The organism is Brevundimonas sp. UBA7506 (assembly GCF_002479495.1).
GTDB lineage: Bacteria > Pseudomonadota > Alphaproteobacteria > Caulobacterales > Caulobacteraceae > Brevundimonas.
Genome location: NZ_DLNQ01000005.1, coordinates 604,379 through 625,992, shown reverse-complemented (window position 1 = coordinate 625,992; position 21,614 = coordinate 604,379). Strand labels below are relative to the sequence as shown.

22 protein-coding genes are annotated in these 21,614 nt (G+C 68.2%); 11 read left to right on the top strand and 11 right to left on the bottom strand.

Annotated elements, in window-relative coordinates:
- Window positions 1–4 precede the first annotated feature (4 nt).
- Window positions 5–631, top strand: a complete 627-nt coding sequence (locus B3K53_RS04885; protein ID WP_292082977.1) for a squalene/phytoene synthase family protein — start codon at window positions 5–7, stop codon at window positions 629–631.
- Here B3K53_RS04885 and B3K53_RS04880 read toward each other — a convergent pair.
- Window positions 628–1,119, bottom strand: a complete 492-nt coding sequence (locus B3K53_RS04880; RefSeq protein WP_292082976.1) for a MarR family winged helix-turn-helix transcriptional regulator — start codon at window positions 1,117–1,119, stop codon at window positions 628–630. The two genes, B3K53_RS04885 and B3K53_RS04880, sit on opposite strands and share 4 nt — an antisense overlap.
- A 68-nt stretch (window positions 1,120–1,187) precedes the next feature.
- On the opposite strand from B3K53_RS04880, the gene B3K53_RS04875 reads away from it, so the two are divergent.
- Entirely contained in the window at window positions 1,188–2,393 is a 1,206-nt protein-coding gene (locus tag B3K53_RS04875; RefSeq protein ID WP_292082975.1) for an MFS transporter, read from the top strand.
- 14 nt (window positions 2,394–2,407) lie between these two features.
- On the opposite strand, the gene trmFO is transcribed toward B3K53_RS04875, so the two are convergent.
- Window positions 2,408–3,802 (bottom strand): methylenetetrahydrofolate--tRNA-(uracil(54)-C(5))-methyltransferase (FADH(2)-oxidizing) TrmFO, encoded by a 1,395-nt coding sequence (gene trmFO, locus B3K53_RS04870; RefSeq protein ID WP_292082974.1) that lies wholly within the window; start codon window positions 3,800–3,802, stop codon window positions 2,408–2,410.
- A 104-nt stretch (window positions 3,803–3,906) separates the two neighbouring features.
- On the opposite strand from trmFO, the gene B3K53_RS04865 reads away from it, so the two are divergent.
- Window positions 3,907–4,833 carry a hypothetical protein gene (locus B3K53_RS04865; protein WP_292082973.1) on the top strand — a complete coding sequence of 309 codons (927 nt, stop codon included), beginning with the start codon at window positions 3,907–3,909 and terminating at the stop codon, window positions 4,831–4,833.
- A 21-nt stretch (window positions 4,834–4,854) separates the two neighbouring features.
- On the top strand, window positions 4,855–5,742 hold the full coding sequence (locus B3K53_RS04860) for a hypothetical protein (protein ID WP_292082972.1): 888 nt from the start codon (window positions 4,855–4,857) through the stop codon (window positions 5,740–5,742).
- Window positions 5,743–5,772: 30 nt separating this feature from the next.
- Here the strand turns inward: B3K53_RS04860 and uvrA are convergent, their stop codons facing one another.
- Window positions 5,773–8,712, bottom strand: coding sequence for an excinuclease ABC subunit UvrA (gene uvrA / locus B3K53_RS04855; protein WP_292082971.1), 2,940 nt, complete (start codon window positions 8,710–8,712; stop codon window positions 5,773–5,775).
- 162 nt (window positions 8,713–8,874) lie between these two features.
- Here uvrA and B3K53_RS04850 point away from each other — a divergent pair, with 162 nt between their 5' ends.
- Complete coding sequence (locus B3K53_RS04850) at window positions 8,875–9,771, top strand: hypothetical protein (protein WP_292082970.1); 897 nt, start codon at window positions 8,875–8,877, stop codon at window positions 9,769–9,771.
- Here B3K53_RS04850 and B3K53_RS04845 read toward each other — a convergent pair.
- Window positions 9,732–10,256, bottom strand: coding sequence for a group III truncated hemoglobin (locus B3K53_RS04845; RefSeq protein WP_292082969.1), 525 nt, complete (start codon window positions 10,254–10,256; stop codon window positions 9,732–9,734). The two genes, B3K53_RS04850 and B3K53_RS04845, sit on opposite strands and share 40 nt — an antisense overlap.
- A 125-nt stretch (window positions 10,257–10,381) precedes the next feature.
- On the opposite strand from B3K53_RS04845, the gene B3K53_RS04840 reads away from it, so the two are divergent.
- Together B3K53_RS04840 and B3K53_RS04835 are read left to right on the top strand one after the other, a co-directional pair.
- The gene (locus tag B3K53_RS04840; RefSeq protein ID WP_292082968.1) at window positions 10,382–10,519 is read left to right on the top strand and encodes a hypothetical protein; all 138 of its coding nucleotides are present in this window, start codon (window positions 10,382–10,384) and stop codon (window positions 10,517–10,519) included.
- Window positions 10,485–12,068, top strand: coding sequence for an ABC-F family ATP-binding cassette domain-containing protein (locus tag B3K53_RS04835; protein ID WP_292082967.1), 1,584 nt, complete (start codon window positions 10,485–10,487; stop codon window positions 12,066–12,068). The genes B3K53_RS04840 and B3K53_RS04835 overlap by 35 nt, the downstream gene beginning before the upstream one ends.
- A 119-nt stretch (window positions 12,069–12,187) precedes the next feature.
- Here the strand turns inward: B3K53_RS04835 and B3K53_RS04830 are convergent, their stop codons facing one another.
- From B3K53_RS04830 to B3K53_RS04815, 4 genes are all read right to left on the bottom strand, one after another.
- The gene (locus B3K53_RS04830) at window positions 12,188–13,774 is read right to left on the bottom strand and encodes an EAL domain-containing protein (RefSeq protein ID WP_292082965.1); all 1,587 of its coding nucleotides are present in this window, start codon (window positions 13,772–13,774) and stop codon (window positions 12,188–12,190) included.
- Between the two features lie 63 nt (window positions 13,775–13,837).
- Window positions 13,838–14,278, bottom strand: coding sequence for a flagellar basal-body protein FlbY (locus tag B3K53_RS04825; protein WP_292082964.1), 441 nt, complete (start codon window positions 14,276–14,278; stop codon window positions 13,838–13,840).
- Complete coding sequence (locus B3K53_RS04820) at window positions 14,275–14,577, bottom strand: rod-binding protein (RefSeq protein ID WP_292082963.1); 303 nt, start codon at window positions 14,575–14,577, stop codon at window positions 14,275–14,277. Before B3K53_RS04820 ends, B3K53_RS04825 begins: the two co-directional genes overlap by 4 nt.
- Window positions 14,577–15,695 (bottom strand): flagellar basal body P-ring protein FlgI, encoded by a 1,119-nt coding sequence (locus tag B3K53_RS04815; RefSeq protein WP_292082962.1) that lies wholly within the window; start codon window positions 15,693–15,695, stop codon window positions 14,577–14,579. Before B3K53_RS04815 ends, B3K53_RS04820 begins: the two co-directional genes overlap by 1 nt.
- 181 nt (window positions 15,696–15,876) lie before the next feature.
- On the opposite strand from B3K53_RS04815, the gene B3K53_RS04810 reads away from it, so the two are divergent.
- The 3 genes from B3K53_RS04810 (at window position 15,877) to gltX (ending at window position 18,351) form a co-directional block, all read left to right on the top strand.
- A complete protein-coding gene (locus B3K53_RS04810; protein WP_292082961.1) occupies window positions 15,877–16,302 on the top strand; it encodes a flagellar assembly protein FliX in 426 nt (141 codons plus the stop codon).
- Between the two features lie 185 nt (window positions 16,303–16,487).
- Entirely contained in the window at window positions 16,488–16,922 is a 435-nt protein-coding gene (gene dksA, locus B3K53_RS04805; RefSeq protein ID WP_292082960.1) for an RNA polymerase-binding protein DksA, read from the top strand.
- A gap of 94 nt (window positions 16,923–17,016) precedes the next feature.
- Entirely contained in the window at window positions 17,017–18,351 is a 1,335-nt protein-coding gene (gltX, locus tag B3K53_RS04800; protein ID WP_292082959.1) for a glutamate--tRNA ligase, read from the top strand.
- A gap of 78 nt (window positions 18,352–18,429) precedes the next feature.
- On the opposite strand, the gene B3K53_RS04795 is transcribed toward gltX, so the two are convergent.
- Entirely contained in the window at window positions 18,430–18,726 is a 297-nt protein-coding gene (locus tag B3K53_RS04795; RefSeq protein ID WP_292082958.1) for a CC_3452 family protein, read from the bottom strand.
- Window positions 18,727–18,842: 116 nt separating this feature from the next.
- The gene (locus B3K53_RS04790) at window positions 18,843–19,448 is read right to left on the bottom strand and encodes a TIGR00730 family Rossman fold protein (RefSeq protein WP_292082957.1); all 606 of its coding nucleotides are present in this window, start codon (window positions 19,446–19,448) and stop codon (window positions 18,843–18,845) included.
- Window positions 19,449–19,530: 82 nt separating this feature from the next.
- Here B3K53_RS04790 and B3K53_RS04785 point away from each other — a divergent pair, with 82 nt between their 5' ends.
- Window positions 19,531–20,283 (top strand): hypothetical protein, encoded by a 753-nt coding sequence (locus B3K53_RS04785; protein ID WP_292082956.1) that lies wholly within the window; start codon window positions 19,531–19,533, stop codon window positions 20,281–20,283.
- Window positions 20,284–20,573: 290 nt separating this feature from the next.
- Here the strand turns inward: B3K53_RS04785 and B3K53_RS04780 are convergent, their stop codons facing one another.
- On the bottom strand, window positions 20,574–21,263 hold the full coding sequence (locus tag B3K53_RS04780) for a VIT1/CCC1 transporter family protein (protein WP_292082955.1): 690 nt from the start codon (window positions 21,261–21,263) through the stop codon (window positions 20,574–20,576).
- Between the last annotated feature and the right edge of the window lie 351 nt (window positions 21,264–21,614).

Sequence of the window (21,614 nt, the reverse complement as noted above, 5' to 3'; positions counted from 1 at the left end):
CGGAATGACTGTTGATCTCGACTCCCAGGTCCGCGCCGCCGACCCCGACCGCTGGCTGTCCAGCCGGTTCGTGGCGGATGTTCAGGCGCGCGCGGACCTGATCGCCCTCTACGCCCTTGAGGCGGAGCTGCTGGCCATTCCCACCCGCGTCACCCAGCCCATGCTGGCAGAGATGCGCTACACATGGTGGGCCGAGCAGATGGAGGGCGTCTTTTCCAATACCCCGCGCGTCGGCCATCCGGTGCTGGAGGCCCTGACCGCTGCGGTTGCTCGCCACGGGCTGGGCCGCGCGCCGTTCGACGCCCTGATCGAGGCCCACATCGGCCGGGTGCATGGCGAGCCGCACGACCTGGACGCCTTCTATGTCGGCCCCATGCAGGTGGCCGCGCATATGCTGGCGGGCGAGGGGCATGAGGCGGCCGTGGCTGAGGCCGGGCGTCTGTGGGCGTTCTCGCAGACGGGACGAGCCGACGAGGCGAGGGCGCTGCGCTCCGCCGCCAACAGGGCGCTGAGACATCTGCCCGCGGCCGCCTTTCCCGCGACCGCCCACGCCGCGCTGGCGGGATTCGATCACCCGGAACCGATGAAGCGGCTGCGCCTGTTGTGGGCGGTGCTGCGTGGCCGGGTCTAGTCGCAGAGTCCGCCGATCAGGCGCGCCAGCAAGCCGTTCAGGGTCTTCTGCTCGTCGAGCGACAGCGGCGCGAGGATATCTCGCGCCGCTTCTTCGTGTTCGGGCATGATGGTTTCGATCAGGTCGAAGCCCTTGTCGGTCAGGCGCACCAGGGTGGCGCGGCGGTCGGTGGGGTGGGGGCGGCGCTCGACCAGTCCGGCCTTCTCCAGTCGGTCGATGCGGGCCGTCATGCCGCCGGACGACATCATCGCCGCCTCGAACAGGGCGGTCGGCGTCAGGCCCTCAGGCGCGCCCGAGCGGCGCAGGGTCGCCAGGGCGTCGAACTCGCCCTGTTGCAGGCCGTAACGGGCGTAAAGCGGCGCCTGGCGCTCGCGTGCCACCAGGATGGAGGCCTCATGCAGGCGGCCCAGCGCCTCCATCGGCAGCATATCCATGTCGGGGCGCTGGACGGCCCATTGGGCGGCGGCGCGAGAGGCTCTGTCGGGCATGGGTTATCTTGACATCGAGATACTTGAGGTCGAGAGACTAGCGCGAAATTCCAGTGGAGTCCCCTCTCATGACCGCACGGTCCGAAGCCGAACCGGCGCGCGGCGCGTCCTTGCTGCTGCTGGCGGCCATCTTCTCCCTGGCGCTGAACCTGCGTCCGGCGATGGCGGCGGTCGGGCCTCTGCTGGACCTGATCGAGGGGGCGACGGGGATGGATTCCACCGCCGCCAGCTTGCTGACGACCCTGCCGGTGGCGATGATTGGTCTCGGGGCCCTGTCGATCCGGCCGCTGCGTCGGCGGCTGGGCGAGCGGCGCGGCATCCTGCTGGGCGCACTGCTGATCGGCGGGGCCTGTCTGGCGCGGGCGGCGCTGAGCGACTCGGCGGGCCTGATCGCCAGCGCGGCGGTCGTCGGCGTGGGCGTGGCCCTGATCCAGGCCCTGGCGCCGGTCGTGATCAAGCGGGCCTTTCCGACACGGTTCGGCACGGTGATGGCCGTCTACACGACCGGGATCATGGGCGGGGCGGCCATTGCGGCTGCCACGGCGGCGGGTTTGGCCGAGGCGGTCGGCTGGGCCTGGACCCTGGCGCTGTGGAGCGCGCCGGCCTTTGTCGCGGCGGTCGTCTGGCTGATGGCCGCGCGTGATCCGGCGGCCGAGGAACCGGACCGGTCAGCCGTGGTCGAGGTGACGCACCCCGAGATCCCCTTCTGGAAGCAGGGCCGGGCGTGGTGCCTGATCCTGATCATGGGGCTGGGGACATCGGCGTACACCCTGGTGTTGGCCTGGCTGCCGCCCTTCTATGTCGACCTGGGGCAGGCGAGAGCGACGGCGGGCTATCTGCTCAGCGGCATGACCGGGGCCGAGGTGGCGGCGGGCGTCATCGTCTCGCTGGTGATCGCTCGCTTCCCTGACCGGCGTGGGCCGATCCTGACGGCGCTGGTCCTGGCCCTGATCGGTCTGGCCGGGCTGGTCGTCGCGCCGGTGACCCTGGCGGTTCCGGTCGTGGTGGTCATGGGGCTGGGCATCGGGGCCATCTTCCCCCTGACCCTGATCCTGGCTATGGATCAGATCGACGACCCGGCCCGATCCGGCGACCTGCTCGCCTTCGTGCAGGGCGGCGGCTACATCATCGCCAGCCTGTCTCCGCTGGCCGCCGGCCTGCTGCGCGACCATATGGCCGACCTGACGGGAGCCTGGGTCCTGATGGGCGTCGGCGTGGTGGGGCTGGGTCTGATGACGTTGCAGTTCCGGCCGGGTCTGCCCAAGCTAAGCTGACCCGGCCGTTTGGTTTAGGCGTCGCGCCAGGCCTTCAGGGCCTCCATGGCGCGGATGCTCTGCAGACGCTTCTTGGCGCGGCCGCGTTCCTTGGGATGGATGCGCTTGCCGTCGTCGTCGACCTTGGGCGCTTCCAGCGGGGGCAGCAGGCCGTAGTTGATGTTCATCGGCTGGAACTTGGAGCCTTCCAGATGGCCGCCGGTGATGTGCTCGACCAGGGCGCCCATGGCGGTTTCCGGCGGCGGGGCCGACAGGTCGCGGCCGAGAGCTTGCGCGGCGGCCAGACGACCGGTCAGCAGGCCCATGGCGGCGCTTTCGACATAGCCCTCGACCCCCGTCACCTGACCGGCGAAGCGCAGGCGCGGCATGGCCTTCATGCGCAGTTGCTTGTCCAGAAGTTGCGGGCTGTTGAGGTAGGTGTTGCGGTGCAGGCCGCCGAGGCGCGCGAATTGGGCGTTCTGCAGCCCCGGGATCATGCGGAAGGTCTCGGCCTGCGCGCCGTGCTTCAGCTTGGTCTGGAAGCCGACCATGTTGAACAGGGTGCCCAGCGCATTGTCCTGACGCAGCTGGACGATGGCGTGGGCCTTGACCGTCGGGTTGCGCGGATTGGTCAGGCCGACCGGTTTCATCGGGCCGTGGCGCAGGGTCTCGCGGCCGCGCTCAGCCATGACCTCGATCGGCAGGCAGCCGTCGAAGTAGGGGACGTTTTCCCAGTCCTTGAACTCGGCCTTGGGACCGCCCAGCAGGGCGTCGATGAAGGCGTCGTACTGCTCCTTGTCCATCGGGCAGTTGACGTAGGCGGCGGCGTCGCCGCCCGGGCCTTCCTTGTCGTAGCGCGACTGACGCCAGGCGATGTCGAAGTCGATGCTGTCGGCGTGGATGATCGGGGCGATGGCGTCAAAGAAGCTGAGGCTTTCCTCGCCCGTCATCTTCAGGATGGCGTCGGCCAGTGCGGGCGAGGTCAGCGGGCCGGTGGCGACGATGACATTGTCCCAGTCCTCCGGCGGCAGGCCGGCGATTTCCTCGCGCACGATGGTCACCAGCGGGTGGGCTTCCAGTTTGGCCGTCACGGCCTGGGAGAACCCGTCGCGATCGACGGCCAGGGCGCCGCCCGCCGGGACCTGATGGGCGTCGCCGCATTCCATGATGATGGAGTCCAGCGCCCGCATCTCGGCGTGCAGCAGGCCGACGGCGTTGTACTCCCAGTCGTCCGAACGGAAGGAGTTGGAGCAGACCAGCTCGGCCAGACCGTCTGTCTGGTGGGCGTCGGTCTTGATGCCCGGCACGCCGCGCATTTCATGCAGGATGACGGGCACACCTGCCTGGGCGATCTGCCAGGCGGCTTCGGAGCCGGCGAGGCCGCCGCCGATGACGTGGACGAGTTTGGGAGTGGAAGCTGCGTTCGACATGGCGGCCTTCTAGCGGTCTGCGAGCCTTCCGTCAGCCTGTCATTGCGGCGGGGTGGCGAAGCGGGCGCTGTCTGGCGTATGACGAAGCTTAAGAGGAGCCCACAATGACCACGGCGTTTTCCATTGGCGAGGCCCTGGCCTCCGGTTTCAGGCTGACGCGACGGCGCCCCTTGCGGGTCTGGATGTGGGGCGTGGCGTCGGTGGCGCCGTCGCTGCTGATGGGCGCGCTGATGCTGCGCCTGTTCGGCGCCATGGCCCTGACGGACATGGCGTCGGAAGAGCCCTCCGCCGCTTTTGTAGAGCAGATGGTGCAGTTCCAGGCCCTGTCGGGGCTGGCGAATATTCTGCAAATGCTGATCTGGGTGGTGGTGACCGCCGCCATCTTCCGGACCGTGCTGTTCCCCGAGCGTGCAGATCGTTTCGCCGGCCTCAAGATCGGCATGGACGAGGTGCGGGTCGCCGTGGTCGGCCTGGCCATGATCATCGGCTTCTACGCCGCCGCCATCGTGATCGCCCTGATCGCCTTCGCCGTCGGGGCCGGGCTGTGGTTCGTGTCGGAGGCGGCGGCGGTCGCCGTGGGGCTGCTGGTTGCGGTTGCGGCCGGGCTGGCGGTCTGGGGCGTCATCCTGCGGGCCTGTCTGATCATGCCGGCCAGCGTGGCTCTGGGCGACTTTGCCTTTGTTCAGGGCTGGAAGCTGTCGAAGGGGCAGGTGCTGCGGTTGCTGGGGCTGAGCCTGGCTATCGTTGTCGTCGTGCTCGCCATCGAATTGGCCCTGCTTGTGATCGTCGCCGTGGTCCTGTTCCTGCTGGCCGGGATCAATGTCTTCAGCCTGGCCGCCATGCTGGAGCAGGGCGCGCCGCCGACGGTCGACTGGGGTGTGCTGATCCCCTGGGCCCTGGCGGCCTTCGTACCCCTGTCGTGGCTGCAGGGCTTCCTGAACACGGTGATCATGGCGCCCTATGCCGAGGCCTGCCGATCGCTGCTGGCGCAAGCGCCGCAGGACGAAGCGCGTCCGGTTGCGCTAGGCTGATCGGGAATCGAGGACGACCGCATGATCTTTTCCGCCACCGACTGCGCCTTTGAGGGCTTCCGCCTGACGCGGCGCGCGCCCGTCGCCGTCCTGCTGTGGGCCGTGGCCTACGCCGTGTTCTTCGGCCTGCTCTTCCTGCTGGTGGGGTCGCATTTCGTCACCATCATGTCTCTGATCTCCCAGTTGGAGGGACAGACCGAGCCGTCGATCGAGGACATGCAGCCGCTGATGCAGGCCTATGGCGTCATCGTCGCCTGGGCCGTGCCTCTGGGCCTGTTCTTCAGCGCCGTGATCAGCACGGCCATCGCCCGATCGGTCATCCGGCCCGAGGATCGCAAGTTCGGCTACATGCGCCTTGGCAAGGACGAGCTGCGGGTGCTGGGCGCCAGCCTGATCGTCACCCTGATCATGTTCGGCGCGACCTTCGTCGGCTTCATGATCATCAGCCTGGTCGCCGCCCTGGCGGTGGCCGCGCCGGCGCTGTGGCTGGCTGTGGTCCTGTTGTCGCTGGCTGTGCTGGCGGTCGTGATCTGGCTGTCGGTGCGGCTCAGCCTGGTCGTACCGGCGACCTTCGCCGAGGGGCGGATTGCTGTGAAGTCGGCCTTCGCCATGACGGACAAGAAAATTTTCTGGCCCCTGCTGGGCATGGCGGTCATCGCCTGGGTCATGGCCATGCTGGTCGGCCTGCTGGGATCGGCCGTGGCCGCGCCGCTCAGCCTGATGGTCGGCGGGGCCGAGCGCATGGTCGGCATGGAGGGCGCCAGCGTCCCCAGCCTGCTCAGCGCCTTGGGGCCCATGCTGGCCGTGTCGCTGGTCGTCAACGCCGTCATGACGGCGGCTCAGATCGTCATCATGTACGCACCCTTCTCGGCCGCCTATCTGCAGCTCAAGGGCGCGCCGCGCCCCTGACCTGACGGCGAGGACGCCTGACCGGGCCGGTCAGGCGCTCTTGCGGGCGCGAGGCTTCTTCTCGGCCTTCTGAACCTCCGGCAGGGCGGCCACGCGCGCCTTGCGGCGCTCCTCGTGGCGGTCCAACACCTCCTTGAGGTACTTGCCGGTCCAGCTGGCGGGGTTGGCCGCAACCTGTTCGGGCGTGCCGAAGGCCACGATCTCGCCCCCGCCGTCGCCGCCCTCGGGACCGAAGTCCAGCAGGTAGTCGGCGACCTTGATGACATCCAGGTTGTGCTCGATGACGACGATGGTGTTGCCGTTGTCGACCAGTTCCTGAAGCACCTCCAGCAGCTTGCGCGTGTCCTCGAAATGCAGGCCGGTCGTGGGCTCGTCGAGTATATAGAGGGTCTTGCCGGTGGCGCGGCGGGCCAGTTCCTTGGACAGCTTGACCCGCTGAGCCTCGCCGCCCGACAGGGTGGTGGCCGGCTGGCCGACCTTGACGTAGCCCAGACCCACGCGCTCCAGCGTCAGCATCTTGTCGCGGATCGAGGGCACGGCGTTGAAGAAGCGCGCGGCTTCTTCAACCGTCATGTCCAGAACATCGGATATGCTCTTGCCCTTGAAGACAATTTCCAGGGTTTCGCGGTTGTAGCGCTTGCCCTTGCAGACGTCGCAGGTGACGTAGACGTCGGGCAGGAAGTGCATCTCGATCTTGATGACGCCGTCGCCCTGGCAGGCCTCGCAGCGGCCGCCCTTGACGTTGAAGCTGAAGCGGCCGGGGCCGTAACCGCGCGCCTTGGACTCGGGCAGGCCCGCATACCAGTCGCGGATAGGGTTGAAGGCGCCGGTATAGGTGGCCGGGTTCGAGCGCGGGGTGCGGCCGATGGGCGACTGGTCGATGTCGATGACCTTGTCGAACTGCTCCAGCCCCTCGATCCGGTCGAAGTTGGCCGGGGCGTCCGAGGCGTTGTGCAGGCGGCGCGCGGCGGCCTTGTACAGGGTCTCGATGGTGAAGGTGGACTTGCCGCCGCCTGACACGCCGGTGACGCAGGTGAACAGACCGACCGGGATTTCGCCGGTGACGTTCTTCAGGTTGTTGCCGGTGGCGCCGCTGATCTTCAGCATCCGCTTGCGGTCGACCGGACGGCGGCCCTCGGGCGGCAGTTCGATCTCGCGCGCGCCGGTCAGGTACTGGCCGGTCAGCGACTTCGGATTGGCCATGACCTCGGCGGGCGTGCCCTGGGCGCAGATCTCGCCGCCGTGGACGCCGGCGGCCGGGCCCATGTCGATGACGTAGTCGGCGGTCAGGATGGCCTCCTCGTCATGCTCGACCACCAGGACCGAGTTGCCGAGGTCGCGCAGGCCCATCAGGCTTTCCAGCAGGCGGGTGTTGTCGCGCTGGTGCAGGCCGATGGAGGGTTCGTCCAGCACATAGAGGACGCCGGTCAGGCCCGAGCCGATCTGTGACGCCAGGCGGATGCGCTGGCTCTCGCCGCCCGACAGGGTGCCGGAACTGCGCGACAGGCTGAGGTAGTCCAGGCCGACGTTGTTCAGGAAGCGCAGCCGGTCGGTGATCTCCTTGAGGATGCGGCGGCCGATCTCGCGCTGCTTGTCCGTCAGGTGATCGTCCAGGGTGGTGAACCACAGATAGGCCTTGGAGATCGACAGCCAGCTGATCTCGGCGATGTCGGCGCCGCCGACCTTGACCGCCAGGGCCTCGGGCTTCAGGCGCTTGCCGCCGCAGACCTCGCAGGGGGTCTCGGACTGATAGCGGCCCAGTTCCTCGCGGACCCAGGCGCTGTCGGTCTCGCGCCAGCGGCGTTCCAGATTGGGCAGGACGCCTTCAAAGGCCTTGGCGACCTCGTATTTGCGCGCGTTGTCGTCATAGACGAACTTGATCTTCTCACCGCCGGAGCCGTGCAGGATGACCTTCTGGGCCTGTTCCGGCAGGTCGCGCCAGGCCTTGTCCATCGAGAAGTCGTAGTGCTGGGCCAGCGACTGCAGGGTCTGGGTGTAGAGCGGCGAGGGGCCGCGCGCCCACGGCGCCACGGCGCCCTTGTGCAGGGTCTTGTCGCGGTCGGGGATGATCAGATCGGCGTCAAAGGCCAGCTTGACCCCCAGGCCGTCGCAGGTCGGACAGGCGCCGAAGGGGTTGTTGAACGAGAAGAGCCGCGGTTCGATCTCGCTGATGGTGAAGCCCGAGACGGGGCAGGCGAACTTCTCGGAAAAGACGATGCGGCGCGGCTCTTCGTCCTCGGCAGCATTGGCCCATTCGGCGGTGGCGATGCCGTCGGCAAGCCCCAGCGCCGTCTGGATGCTGTCGGCGTAGCGCGGCTCAAGACCTGCTTTGGTTACAATGCGATCCACGACGATATCGATGTCGTGCTTGAACTTTTTGTCGAGCGTCGGGGCGTCCTCGATGGCGTAGAATTCACCGTCGATCTTCAGCCGCTGGAAGCCCTGACGCTGCCACTCGGCCATTTCCTTCTTGTACTCGCCCTTGCGGCCGCGAACGACCGGGGCCAGCAGCAGGATGCGCTCGCCGTCGGGCAGGGCCGTCAGCTTGTCGACCATCTGGCTGACGGTCTGGCTCTCGATCGGCAGGCCGGTGGCGGGCGAATAGGGGACGCCGACGCGCGCCCAGAGCAGGCGCATGTAGTCGTGGATTTCAGTGACCGTGCCGACGGTCGAGCGCGGGTTCTTGGACGTCGTCTTCTGTTCGATGGAGATGGCAGGCGACAGGCCCTCGATCAGGTCCACGTCCGGCTTGCCCATCAGTTCCAGGAACTGGCGCGCATAGGCCGACAGGCTCTCGACATAGCGGCGCTGGCCCTCGGCGTAGATGGTGTCGAAGGCCAGCGAGGACTTGCCCGACCCCGACAGCCCGGTCATCACGACCAGCTTCTCACGCGGGATATCGACGTCCACGCCCTTGAGGTTGTGCTCGCGGGCGCCGCGAACGCGGATGAAGTTGTGCTTTTCGGTCATGGAATCCGGGAACGCGGAAGACCCCGGAACGGTCCGGGGCGACGACGCTATATGGGGATCAATTTGCCCGAAACAGCAAGAACAATATGCGAACATCATCATGAAGAAGTCTGACCTGTCACGGGACGCCGAGCTGCGGCTAGGCTAGGCACCGGAGGCTCCATGTTTTACGTCATTCTGATGCTGGCTGGTCTTGCCGGGGGCGATCCTGGGTTGGGTTCGTCAGAGGCCACGTATGAAGAACTCAAGGTTGGCGGCGCGGCGCGGCGGCTTGAAAGGTTGGACGCCGAGGCTGCTCTCTGGCTCGACGCGGCGCTGGACCGTAGAGGGCATAGCGGCGACCGGACCGTTCTGATGGGGTGTGATCTGACCGATCCAAAGGCCGATCAGGAGCGGCGGGCCTTGAAGCGCCTCATGCGATCCAGCGATGACACGGATTTCGAGCAGGCCGAGGCGCAGGTAGAGCGGCTTCGGAGGGCTGTGTCGCCCTCGGGTGCGGATCCGGAACCGCAGGGCGATGAAGACTGGCTAGTATGGGCGGCGGCGCGCGATCAGCAAGCCCGTCGGGCTCTTGGCGATGCGGCGCCGGAAGGCTTCGAGGCGCTGGCGGACGAAGCGACGACGCTTAGGCTGGAGGCGATGTGCGCGGAGGATTTCGCGCGAAGCCCTCGCCTGGGTAGGATACTTGATCGCTGGGCCGAACTGACGCCTGTCGCGCGTCGAGCAGCGTTTGTTCTGCTGATGCATCAGGACCACGATCCGGGGCTTCAGGCCAAGGGAGCCGCCGCGTTTCGCAGCCTGGGCCTGGACACGGATGTCAACCGCCAAGCATTCTCGCGACTGGCGGATCGAGCCGCGCTGAATCGTGGCGAGCCGCAGCTGTATGGCCGGCTCTATCAGTGCGCCACCGAGCCACCAGCTCCGGACGGCGCCGTCTTGTCCCTCGAACAACTGGAGCGAAACCGCAAGATAATCGGACTGGAGCCTTTTGAACTTGAGTTCAGTCGAGTGTGCGGTCGTCAGCCCTCGGGCGTCCAGGCGGGTTCGGGGCGGCGGTAGCGTTCGCCGGGGCCGACCAGGACGCCGTTGGCGTTGGCGACGCCGAGTTCCAGGCTTTCGGCGATGCGGCGGGCGCGGACGATGAAGTGGTCGGCGGCGGCCGGCGGGCAGAGGTCGCGGGCGGTGGCCTCGAAGATCTGCAGCCAGCGGTCGAAGTGGCGGGCGTCGATGGGCAGGGGCAGGTGCTTGGGCATGGGTCGACCCTGATAGACGCCGGTGGACAGGGCGACCGAGGACCAGAAGAGCTTCATCTGCGCCAGGTGCGGGCCCCAGTCCTCGATCCGTTCGGCGAAGATCGGGCCGATGAAGTCGTCGTCGCGGACGCGGGCGTAGAAGCCTTCGACCAGGGCATCGATGAGGGCCTCGTCGACGCCGGTCTCGTCTCGGATCCGCTGGACCGCTTCGGCGCGGCGGGCGGCGGCCTCGGCCCGGTCGGGCAGGGGCTTGTCGATGCGGAAGGCGACGGTTCGGTCGGGCGCGGTCATGGCCTGAAGATAGGTGCTCGGCGCCGCATCGCAAAAGCGTCGCAGGAGAATTGGGGTTGCGCTGCGAAAGATCAGCACCCATCCTTCTATTCAGCCAACGTATTTGACGAGGAGGCACGACGATCATGATCAGCGCTCTGGAAATCGGTTTCGCCCTTTCCGCTCCGCTCTTCGTGCTCGCCTATGTCCTCGCTCAACCCAAGCCCAAGTCCGTCCGCATCCGCACTCGTGACGCTCAACAGCGTCGCGGCCCGCACGCCTGACGGTCACACCCTATTCGATAATCTGAGCCTCGCCTTCGGGCGCGAGCGCACGGCCGTCGTGGGCCGCAACGGCGTGGGCAAGACCACGCTGCTGCGCCTTGTCGCCGGTCTGGCCGAACCCGCTGAGGGAACGGTAACGCGCGCCGGGACGGTGGGCTGGCTGGCGCAGACCTATGAGCCAGCGTCCGGCGAGACCGTGGCCGATACCCTGGGCGCGGCGGAGCCTCTGGCCCTGCTGACGCGGGTGCTGGCGGGCGAGGGCTCGGTCGAGGACATGGCCGAGGCGGACTGGACGCTGGAGGCGCGGCTGGAAGAGGCCCTGGCGCAGGTCGGGCTGAGCGGGTTGGCGCTGGATCGTCAGACCGCGAGCTTGAGCGGGGGCGAGCAGACGCGGCTGCGGCTGGCGGGGCTGATGCTAGCGGCGCCGGACCTTATCGTTCTGGATGAGCCGACCAACCATCTGGACGCCGAAGCGAGGGCCCTGGTGGCCGAGGTCGTCGGGCGATGGCCGGGCGGGGTGCTGACGGTCAGTCACGACCGGGGGCTGCTGCGGCGGATGGATCGGATCGTGGAGCTGTCGAGCCTGGGGGCGCGGACCTATGGCGGCGGCTGGGACCTCTATGTCGAGCGGCGCGACGCCGAGCGGGCGGCGGCCGAGCGCGATCTGGAGAGCGCCGAACGCGAGGTCGGCCGTGCGGCGCGCGAGGCGCAGACGGCGCTGGAGAAGAAGGCGAAGCGCGACAAGGTGGGGCGGGCGCATCGGGCAGGGACGTCCGATCCCAAGATCCTGCTGGACGCCCGGGCGCAGCGGGCCGAAGAATCCGGGGCGCGGGAAGGGCGGCTGGCGGAGCGTCGGCGCGCGGAGGTCGAGGCGCGCTTGACGGAGGCCCGTGAGCGGGTTGAGCGGGCGCGGCTGCTGTCCGTGCCCATGCCTTCGACGGGGCTGGCGGCGGGGAAGACCGTGCTGGCGCTGGACGGGGCGGAGTGGCGCGGTCCCGAGGGGCGGCGGATCGTCGGGCCTGTGACGCTGCGCCTGACCGGGTCGGAGCGGGTGGCGATCACCGGGCCGAACGGGGCGGGCAAGACGACGCTGCTGAAGCTGATCGCGGGCGAACTGGAGCCGACGGCGGGGCGGATCGAACGGCCTGTGACGGCGGCGCTGCTGGATCAGACGGCGGCGATCCTGAAGCCAGAGGAGACCCTGATCGAGGCGTGGCGGCGGCTGAACCCGGAAGGGACGCCGAACGACGCCCATGCGGCGCTGGCGCGATTCCTGTTCCGCAATACGACGGCGCACCGGACAGTCGGGACCCTGTCAGGCGGTGAGCGGCTGAGGGCGGCGCTGGCCTGTGTCATGACGGGGGCGAAGCCGCCGCAGCTGCTGATTCTGGATGAACCGACCAACCATCTGGACCTGGATTCGATCGCGGCGATCGAGGCGGCGCTGACAGCTTATGACGGGGCGCTGGTGATCGTCACCCATGATCGAGACTTTATGGACAATGTGGGCGTCGATCGGGAGGTGCGGCTGGAGCGGGCGAAGGGCTGAGGTTTCAAAGACCGTCCCGCATTCTGGTCCGGTTCGCCGGCGGTGCGAGCAAGATCGCTTCAAGAGCTCTCAAGCCCTGAAAATTTCAGGGATTGCGGCTGCGACCTGTGATCTCCGGGTCAGCCCCAGGCTTCGATCACGCCCTGACGGCGGACGCGGGGGGAGACGGGGCCGGTTGTGACTGGCTCGGCCTCGGCGCGGCCGAAAAGCCAGCCCTGGCCGTAGTTGACCCCGAGGTCCTGAAGCGCCTGGGCGACGTCCTCGGTCTCGATCATTTCGGCGATGGTCGTCATGCCCAGCGAGCCGCACAGTTCGACCAGGTGGCCGATCAGGGTGCGGGTGCGGGCGTCGCCGTCGATGTCGCGCACGAAGGCGCCGTCGATCTTGACCGCATCGACCGACAGGCCGCGCAGATAGTCGAAGGCGGCGGAGCCGGCGCCGAAGTCGTCGATGCAGACCTTGACCCCGGCGTCGCGCAGGGCGCCGAGGCGGCGGTTGGCGGCGGCGATGTCGGCCAGGGCGGCGGTTTCCGTCACCTCGACGATCAGGCGCTTGCGGTTTTCAGGTTCGGAGGCCGTCATCTTCAGCACGGCCGCGACATAGGCGTCGTTGGCCAGCGAGGCGCCCGAGACGTTGATGGCGATTTTCAGCAGGCCCGAGCCCGGCTGGCGCAGGCGGTGGACGATCTTTTCGGCGACGGCCAGGTCGAAGCTTTCGATCAGGGCCAGTTCCTCGGCCATGCGGATGGCGGGGGCAGGGCCGCCCGCCTGGCCGAAGCGGGCCAAGGCTTCGAAGTGATGCACGGCCCGCGTCTTCAGGTCGACGATGGGCTGATAGAAGAGGGCGAATTCCCGGTCGCGGACGATGCTGCGGAAGCGATCGGCGTCCTTCAGGGTGCGGGACAGGGAGTCGGCGAAGCTGAGCTCGGGCTGGGCGGCATTGTCCTTGAGGCAGCCCTCGATGGCGAAACGCATGGCGCGCAGGGCGCACAGGGCGTCGGAGCCGACGGGGGTCTCGCTGGCGCGCGAGCTCAGGGTCAGACCCTCGGCGAGGCCGGCCTCGCGGACCTCGGCCTCCAGATCGCGGCCGTCGTCGAGCTCCTTGATCAGGGCGTACCGGTTGGGCGTGAGCCGGCCGGCGCTGGCCCCGTCGTGCGAGGCCGCTTGCAGCCGGGCGCCGATGCGAGCGGCGACGCGTTCGTGGGCGGCGTCATTGTCGGCGCTGAGTCCCTGAACCTCGATGAAGGCCATGGCCAGACGCTGCAGGGCGGCCCCGGACTTGCCGTTCAGTCCCTCGCGGGCGAGCGCCATGAAGCCTTCGGCGTCCGTCAGGGGGCGAGCTTCGAGGTCTTCGAGCACGAATGGCTCGCCCTGCCAGGTCAAGGCGCAGGATACCGCCGGCGCCAGATCGGGCAGGATGAAGGCGCGGAACAGCGCGCGACGCACGCGCCCGTCGCCGCAGTCGGCAAGAATTTCCAGCGGCTGGCTGCGCGCCCCGCTTGTCATGCCGCCGAGAGTCTCCTGAACCGCCTCGCGGCTGGAAAACGACAGCAGGTCGGCGAAGGGGCGGCCGATCCAGGCGGCCGTCGATTGTCCCGCCGTCGGCCCGGCCCCGAGGGCGAAGCTGACCACGCCCTTGTCGTTCACCTCGACGAGGGCGTCGGCGGCGGCGAAGGCGAGACCAAGCAGGCGGGATTTCAGGTTCATGAACCGACCTTGCGGTTCAGCCCGTTAAGAAAACGCGGATCGACACCGGTTTCTTTGGTTGAATCAGGCCTTGCGGTTGAGGGCCACGGCGCGGCCGTCGCCCTCGGTGGCGCGACCCGAAGCGCCGTAGCCGGCGCCCTGGGCGCGAGCGCCGGCGACCTCGGCCGCGATGGTGCGGACCAGGCCTTCGGAAACCTGACGGGCGGCGTCGACGGTCGAGGCGTGCTCCGCCAGAACGGCCTCAAAGTCCTGGGTGGCGACGATCAGGGCGTCGCGAAGCTCAGACGGGATGACGGTCAGGAAGGCGGGGGCGAGCTTGGCCTGGGCCGACTCGCGACGATAGAGGTTGGCCAGTTCCTGGGTCTCGGCCATGCCAGCGGCCACGTCCTGGGCGCGATGGGCGCGGAAGGCGTCGCGCTCGACGGCGAGGCGCTCGGTCAGGGCCTGGGTCAGGTTGATCAACTGCCGGGCGCGCAGGGTGGAGGTTTCGACGTCGGCGGTCACGCGGCCTGTTCCTGCATCTTGAGCATTTCGGACATGACGGTGTCGGCCAGGCCGACGCCGCCCGCCTTGACCGTCTGCCTGGCCATGGCGTCCAGAAGGAAGCTGCGCCAGGTCTCCTCGGCGCTGCCGCCGCCGAAGGGGCCGTCGGTCTCCAGGCCCTCGAACATCGGCTTGAACATCTGCGACAGGAAGCTGGCCTCGAAGTCCTGGGCGGTCTTGCGCATCTGGTCGGCGGACTGGTCGCGGCGACCGAGGGCGTCGGCGGGGGCCAGGGAGGAGGCGGGGGCGGCGAAGATCATCACATCACCTCGATGTCGGCTTGCAGGGCGCCGGCGGCCTTGATGGCCTGCAGGATGCTGATCATGTCGCGCGGGCTGACGCCGAGGGCGTTCAGGCCGTTGACCAGGGTCGAGAGCGAGGCGCCGCCGTTGACGATCCGCATCTGGCGGCCGGTTTCTTCCTCGATCGAGACGTTGGACTGCGGCACGACGACCGTCTGGCCGCCGCGGCTGAAGGGCTCGGGCTGGCTGACCATGGGGTTTTCCTGAACCGAGACGGTCAGGTTGCCCTGGGCGATGGCGACGGTGGAGATACGCACCGCGTCGCCCATGACGATGACGCCGTTCACCTCGTCGATGATGACCTTGGCCGGGGCGTCGACACGGACCGGCAGGTTCTCGACCTGGCTGATGAAGCCCGCCATGCCCATGGTCTGGGGCGAGCGGACGGCGACGACCGTGCCGTTTTCGGCGAAGGCGCTGTTGGGATAGGTCTGGTTGATCACGGCGGCGACGCGCTGGGCCGTGGTGAAGTCGGGGTTGCGCAAGGTCAGACGCACGATGGGCATGGCCGACAGGTCAAAGCCGGTCTCCCGTTCGACCACCCCGCCCGAGGCGATGCGGCCGGCGGTCGGGACGCCGCGCGTCACCGAGGAGCCCGAGCCGCCCGAGGCCGAGACGGCGCCGGTCTGAACCGAGCCTTGGGCCACGGCGTAGATCTCGCCGTCCGCGCCTTGCAGGGCCGTGACCAGAAGCGTGCCGCCCAGCAGGCTCTTGGCGTCGCCCATGGCCGAGACGGCGACGTCCAGGCGCGAGCCCGGGGTGGCGAAGGGCGGCAGGTCGGCGGTGATCATGACCGCGGCGACGTTCTTGGTGTTCAAGTTGGCGCCGCGAATGTTGACGCCCTGACGTTCCATCATCCCTTCCAGCGACTGGCGGGTGAAGGGCGAGTTGCGCAGGCTGTCGCCGGTGCCGTTCAGGCCGACCACCAGGCCGTAGCCGACCAGCTGGTTGGTGCGGACGCCCTCGACCGAGACAATGTCCTTGATCCGCGACTGGGCCTCGGCCGCGTTCGGCGTCGCAGCCAGAATCAGGGCGGCGGAAGCGGAGGCGATGAGGGCGGTGAGCAACTTCTGCATACGACAGACGTCCTGTTGAGGCGTTCGCGGTTAACCATGCGAAGTTTGTGCCGAGCGAAAAGTTCAGTGAAATCAGTAGTTGTCGTGCGAAGTGCCGGCGCCTCGCGGCAGAATCTGCCGAGGCGTTAACCAAGCGGTGACCCTCGTGGCCGAAGGTGCAGGCTGATCGGGAGCATGGATCATGAAGGTCACCGGCCCCTCGGGCGCGACATCGACGCAAGGTTCACGGCCCGCCCGCGCGCCGGGCGGCTTCAGCCTGCCGGCCAGCGGGGCGGCGTCCGGCCCGGCCTCGGCCGCCGCGACTTCATCGGCGTCCAGCGTGGCGGGCGTTTCGGCCCTGATGGCCCTGCAAGGCGTCGAGGACGCCACCGAGCGGCGGCGGCGGGCGATCCGTCGCGGCGGCGGGCTTCTGGACAGGCTGGATGAGTTGAAGCTGGCGATGCTGAACGGTCAGGACGGGGCGCCGGCCCTGGAGCGGCTGGCGCGCACTCTGCGCGAGGAGCGGCCTGAGGACGCCGACCCGGGTCTGAACAGCGTGCTGGACCAGATCGATTTGCGCGCCGCCGTGGAAATGGCGAAGGCGGAAGCCGTGCGGGCGCGGGCCTAGAAGTCCCCGAAAACACGGCGGAAACCTCATGTCAGAGGCTGGGGTGAGGATATTTTGCCACAGTCTCGCCCTATTAATGAACCTGCGCCATATCACGGACACGCGAACGCCATTGCCGCGACTCTCTGCCTTGCCTATACGGCCAGTGCGCCGCAGGGGGGCGCAGATAAATGAGCGTGAGTGCGATGAACGCATTAGCGTCTGTGATCGAGGGGGACCCGGTCGTGTACCGTCCCACCGACGACGAGCCGTTTATGAACGAGCGGCAGCTGGCCTATTTCAAGGCCAAGCTTCTGGCGTGGAAGGATGACATCCTCCGCGAATCCAAGGGCACTGTCGTTAATCTGAAAGCCGAAACCGAGAATCACCCGGATCTGGTGGACCGGGCCTCGTCGGAATCCGACCGGGCGCTGGAGCTTCGGACCCGCGACCGCCAGCGCAAGCTGATCTCCAAGATCGAGGATGCGCTGCGCCGGATCGAGGACGGTTCCTACGGCTATTGCGAGGATACCGGCGAACCGATCGGCCTGGGCCGACTGGAAGCCCGCCCGACGGCGACCCTGTCGGTCGAGGCCCAGGAGCGGCACGAACGCCGCGAACGTGTCCATCGCGACGACTGATCGCCAAGTTTGGCGACTGATTGGGCGGATCGACTTGACTTGACGGGGCGGCGGCGCGACCAAGCCGCCTTCCTATCGAGGTCGTTGATCCCCCATGTCCGTCAAGGTTCGTTTCGCCCCGTCGCCTACGGGTAAGCTGCACGTCGGCAATGTCCGCACCGCTCTGGTGAACTGGCTGTTCGCCAAGGGGCAGGGCGGCTCGTTCGTTCTGCGCATCGACGACACCGACCTGGCGCGCTCGACGCAGGAGTTCGAGGACGGCATCGAGACCGACCTGACCTGGCTGGGTCTGGTCTGGGACGAGCGTTACAACCAGTCCAAGCGGTTCGACCGCTATGAGGAGGCCGCGGCGCGGCTGAAGGCCTCGGGCCGTCTCTACGCCTGCTACGAAACCTCGGAAGAACTGGATCGCCGCCGCAAGGTGCAGCTGTCGCGCGGCCTGCCGCCCATCTATGACCGCGCCGCTCTGGAGCTGACCGAGGCCGAGAAGGCCGCCTATGAGGCCGAGGGCCGTCGTCCGCACTGGCGCTTCAAGCTGGAAGGCAAGCGCGTCGCCTGGGAAGATCTGGCGCGCGGTCACGCCGAGGTGGACACCGCCTCGATGTCGGACCCGGTGCTGATCCGCGAGGACGGCCTGTTCCTCTATACCCTGCCGTCGGTGGTCGACGACATCGACATGGACATCACCCACATCATCCGGGGCGAGGACCACGTCACCAACACAGGGGCGCAGATCGAGATCTTCGAGGCCCTGGACGCCAAGGTGCCGGGCTTTGCGCACATGCCGCTGCTGGTCGGCGCCGACGGCACGGCCCTGTCGAAGCGTCTGGGTTCGCTGTCGATCAGCGACATGCGCGATCAGGGGTATGAGCCCATCGCCATCACCAGCCATCTGGGCAAGATCGGCACCTCGGACAATCTGGAGATCGCCGCCTCGGTCGAGGCCCTGGGCCAGTCCTTCGCCTTCTCCAAGATGGGCCGTTCGCCGGCGCGCTACGACACCGCGGATCTGGACCGGCTGAACGCCCAGGCCCTGCACGGCCTGACCTATGCCGAGGCGCAGCCGCGTCTGGCCGCTCTGGGCGTTGATCTGGGGGAGGGCTTCTGGGAGGCCGTGAAGCCGAATCTGAACAAGTTCGCCGACGCGGCCGAGATGGCGAAGATCGTCACCGGTCCGGTCACGCCGGTGATCGAGGACGCTGGCTTCGCCGCCGCTGCCCTGGAGGTCCTGCCGGACGTGATCGACGCGGGCGCCTGGTCGGCGTGGACGACGGCGGTGAAGGAGAAGACCGGCGCCAAGGGCAAGGGCCTGTTCATGCCCCTGCGTCTGGCCCTGACCGGACAGGCGCACGGCCCGGACATGGCGGCCATGGCGCCGCTGATCGGTCGAGAAGCCATCGTGCGTCGCCTGAAAGGCGAGGCGGGCTGAGCCTTCAGCCCCTGCTGGATACAAGAAAGGCCGCCTTCACGCGAAGGCGGCCTTTTTCGTTTGGTCGATACGGCTGGATCAGCCGGCGTTGCAAGCCGCCAGGGCCTGTGCGTCGAGGGCTTCGCCCTTGTAGCTGAAGGCCGTGACCGGGCCGAGCTTGGCGACCACGCGGCGGCAGGCGCGCGCGGCGGGCTGGCTGGCGCCGCCCGAAGCGGTGCAGGACGCGCCTTCGCAGCGCCAGGCGGCGCCGTCAACGATAACGCGGCCGGCCGGGGCCTTGGCGGCGTCGGCGAGCGTCAGGCTGGTGGCCGGAGCGTCGGCGGCGAAGGCAGGGGCAGCCGCGAACAGTGCGACGGCGGCGAGAAGAGCACGCATAGGCAAGTCTCCGAGATGGGCAGGGCGCACGCCCTTATGACGCCATAGTCCGTTTTCTTTCGAAACTGTCAATGAGTCTCGATGCGACGGATCGACGCTTTGTGACCCACGTTTACTTACCGGCGATCATGTTTCAAGTGGGGCGTCTCCTCGGCCTTTTTCATGGCGACGACGGCCTCTTCGACCGTATCGACGCTGATGTAGGCGTCCAGGAAGCTGGCGGGCGTCATGCCTTCGCGCACGCTGTGGCGGATCAAGGCGAAGTAGTTTTCCCAGAAACCGTTCAGGTTCAGGAAGATGACCGGCTTGGCGTGCAGGTCGAGGCGCTTCCACGACAGCAACTCGATAGCTTCTTCCAGGGTGCCGATGCCGCCCGGCGCCACGACGAAGACGTCGGATTGATCGTACATGAGCTGTTTGCGCTCATGCATCGAGGTGACGACCACGGTTTCCACGTCGTCGAACAGGCGTTCGCGGCTGCGCAGGAAGGCCGGCATGATGCCGACGACGCGACCGCCGGCCTCGTGCGCCGCGCGGGCCGAGGCCCCCATCAGGCCCACGCCGCCGCCGCCATAGACCAGGCGCCATCCGGCCTCGGCCGTCGCCTTGCCGAACTCGGTCGCGGCCTGGACGTACCGCGGATCCGCCCCGTCGGACGAGCCGCAGAACAGGCAGACCGAACGGCCTTCGAAGGGGGCGATGTTGGCGGGCGGCAAAGACATGGGGCCTCGATACAGGAAGGGAGACAGGGCGGCGTCGGCCGCGCTATCTGAGCAGCATAGGCATATCGCTACGCGGGTCAGGATGAAACGTCGGATTGTCGTCGCAGGGCTCTGCACCGCATTGGCGCTGGCGGGCTGTACCGCTCCAGTGGAGCGTTCGCAGCACGAGGAAGAGCGTGAGGAGGGCGGGTGGACGGCCTCGCCGCGCATCAGCGCGGTCGAGCGACAGGGGGCCGGTCTGGTGGTCCGCGGCGAAGCGTCGCCGGGCGCGCGCGTGGTGCTGCGCGGGGATCAGGACGTCGCCTTTGCGGCTGGGGCGGATCAGGCCGGGCGGTTCGAGCTTCATGTCGGCGCCCTGCCGAAGGCGGTCGTGCTGACGCCCGAGGTTCGGATCGGGCAGTTTCTGACGCCGGGGCCGGAGCGGCTGCTTCTGGCGGGTGACGGCGCGCCCGGCGGTGCGTTCCTTGCGGCCCTGCTGATCGAAGGGGGAGCCAGTCGGCGCCTGTCCCCCGGTCCGACCCTTGATTCGGTTGACGGCGACGGGCAGGGGCTGGTCGTTTCCGGAAGGGCCGGTGCGGGAGCGCGCGTGACGGTTTCGGCCGATGGCGAGGCGCCGCTCGAGGTCGTCGCTGACGATGGGGGGCGCTGGACGGCCGCCTTGCCCAGCGTCGGCGACCGCGTTGTGAAAATCGTCGTGAACGGCGCCGCGTTCGCCTATCCCGGTCCGGCTGGGGGAGCGGGCGTCGGCAGCATCGAGCGAGCCGGAGACGGTTGGCGCCTGACTCGAGTGCTGTCGCCTTCGGCGCGGCAGACAAGCTGGTTCCCGGACGCGTGATGTGTCGGCCGGGCCAGATTTACGTTTGATTAACCAAACCGGTCGATCAACGAGATGTCTTCTTTTCGAGGACACCCACCATCACCGAACGACTTTTCAGCCCGGCGCGGAATGCGTCGGGCTTTCTTTTGTGAACGCGAGCCCAGCGACGCAGGAGGCCGTCGCGTTCGCGCCATTCGTCGAGGCCGCAGCGCTTCGCCCTGGTCATCCCGCGGCGGCGGCCATGAAGCACCCGTGGCGTTGATGCGCTTCCAGTCGCGCGCGGGCGTTCTCGTGGGGAGGCGATTTGATCAGGCGGCGACGCCGAACAGGCGACCGACGCCCGCAGTTATGGCCATGGCCAGCGCGCCCCAGAAGACCACGCGCCCCGCGGATCGGCCGATCGGCGCGCCTCCGGCCCTGGCCCCCAGGGCGCCCAGGAGAGCCAGCCCGAGCAAGGCCGATCCGGCGACCCAAAGGGCCAGACTGGAGACAGGCGCGAAAGCCGCGACGATCAATGGGAGCGCGGCCCCGGCTGAAAAGGTTGCGGCGGAGGTGATCGCAGCCTGGATCGGCCGGGCGGTGGTGGTTTCGGAAATGCCGAGTTCGTCGCGGGCGTGGGCTCCGAGAGCGTCGTGCGCCATCATCTGCTTCGCCACTTCTGTCGCCAGATCGGGAGCGACCCCGCGAGCGGCGTAGATCCCCGCCAATTCTCGCACCTCGGCCTCGTGGTCCCCGGCTAGCTCCGAGATCTCGCGCGCGAGATCGGCTTTTTCGGTGTCGGATTGAGAACTGACGGAGACATATTCGCCGGCGGCCATGGACATGGCGCCGGCGGCGAGGCCCGCGATCCCGGCGACCAGCACCGCGCCCTGGTCGGATGCGGCGGCGGCGACGCCTACCATGAGGCTGGCGGTCGAGACGAGGCCGTCATTGGCGCCGAGCACCGCCGCTCTGAGCCAGCCGATGCGCTCCACCCGATGGGATTCCCTATGAGGCATGGTCTCGTCTCCCGATGGCCGTTTGGAGCAGACGCTGTATGCGGCCTTGAGGCAAGACCGCGAGCCACAGAACGGGGGCCGCGGAGAACGATCGCTCCGCTGGGCGCTGGGGCGGGCCGCAAGTCCGCTCCTGCGGAGGCGCAGACAGCGTGTTCGACGCCGGCCGGAATTGACGATGGTCAAGGTCCGGCCGGAGGAAGCCGTTCAACATCAGGCCGCGCCCGGTTTTAGGGCGCGTGTTTTCAGCTGCGAGGTCGGTAGCAAGGCCATGCCCATGCCGCGTCGAGCCTTCCCGCTTCATGTTCTGGCTGACGGGCCGGACGCCCGATTGGTGCGCCGCGTTCAGGGCCC

Coding starts and splice junctions, on each gene's coding strand:
- B3K53_RS04885 (WP_292082977.1), top strand. CDS start 5: ATGACTGTTGATCTCGACTCCCAGGTCCGCGCCGCCGACCCCGACCGC.
- B3K53_RS04880 (WP_292082976.1), bottom strand. CDS start 1,119: ATGCCCGACAGAGCCTCTCGCGCCGCCGCCCAATGGGCCGTCCAGCGC.
- B3K53_RS04875 (WP_292082975.1), top strand. CDS start 1,188: ATGACCGCACGGTCCGAAGCCGAACCGGCGCGCGGCGCGTCCTTGCTG.
- trmFO (WP_292082974.1), bottom strand. CDS start 3,802: ATGTCGAACGCAGCTTCCACTCCCAAACTCGTCCACGTCATCGGCGGC.
- B3K53_RS04865 (WP_292082973.1), top strand. CDS start 3,907: ATGACCACGGCGTTTTCCATTGGCGAGGCCCTGGCCTCCGGTTTCAGG.
- B3K53_RS04860 (WP_292082972.1), top strand. CDS start 4,855: ATGATCTTTTCCGCCACCGACTGCGCCTTTGAGGGCTTCCGCCTGACG.
- uvrA (WP_292082971.1), bottom strand. CDS start 8,712: ATGACCGAAAAGCACAACTTCATCCGCGTTCGCGGCGCCCGCGAGCAC.
- B3K53_RS04850 (WP_292082970.1), top strand. CDS start 8,875: ATGTTTTACGTCATTCTGATGCTGGCTGGTCTTGCCGGGGGCGATCCT.
- B3K53_RS04845 (WP_292082969.1), bottom strand. CDS start 10,256: ATGACCGCGCCCGACCGAACCGTCGCCTTCCGCATCGACAAGCCCCTG.
- B3K53_RS04840 (WP_292082968.1), top strand. CDS start 10,382: ATGATCAGCGCTCTGGAAATCGGTTTCGCCCTTTCCGCTCCGCTCTTC.
- B3K53_RS04830 (WP_292082965.1), bottom strand. CDS start 13,774: ATGAACCTGAAATCCCGCCTGCTTGGTCTCGCCTTCGCCGCCGCCGAC.
- B3K53_RS04820 (WP_292082963.1), bottom strand. CDS start 14,577: ATGATCTTCGCCGCCCCCGCCTCCTCCCTGGCCCCCGCCGACGCCCTC.
- B3K53_RS04815 (WP_292082962.1), bottom strand. CDS start 15,695: ATGCAGAAGTTGCTCACCGCCCTCATCGCCTCCGCTTCCGCCGCCCTG.
- B3K53_RS04810 (WP_292082961.1), top strand. CDS start 15,877: ATGAAGGTCACCGGCCCCTCGGGCGCGACATCGACGCAAGGTTCACGG.
- dksA (WP_292082960.1), top strand. CDS start 16,488: ATGAACGCATTAGCGTCTGTGATCGAGGGGGACCCGGTCGTGTACCGT.
- gltX (WP_292082959.1), top strand. CDS start 17,017: ATGTCCGTCAAGGTTCGTTTCGCCCCGTCGCCTACGGGTAAGCTGCAC.
- B3K53_RS04795 (WP_292082958.1), bottom strand. CDS start 18,726: ATGCGTGCTCTTCTCGCCGCCGTCGCACTGTTCGCGGCTGCCCCTGCC.
- B3K53_RS04790 (WP_292082957.1), bottom strand. CDS start 19,448: ATGTCTTTGCCGCCCGCCAACATCGCCCCCTTCGAAGGCCGTTCGGTC.
- B3K53_RS04785 (WP_292082956.1), top strand. CDS start 19,531: ATGAAACGTCGGATTGTCGTCGCAGGGCTCTGCACCGCATTGGCGCTG.
- B3K53_RS04780 (WP_292082955.1), bottom strand. CDS start 21,263: ATGCCTCATAGGGAATCCCATCGGGTGGAGCGCATCGGCTGGCTCAGA.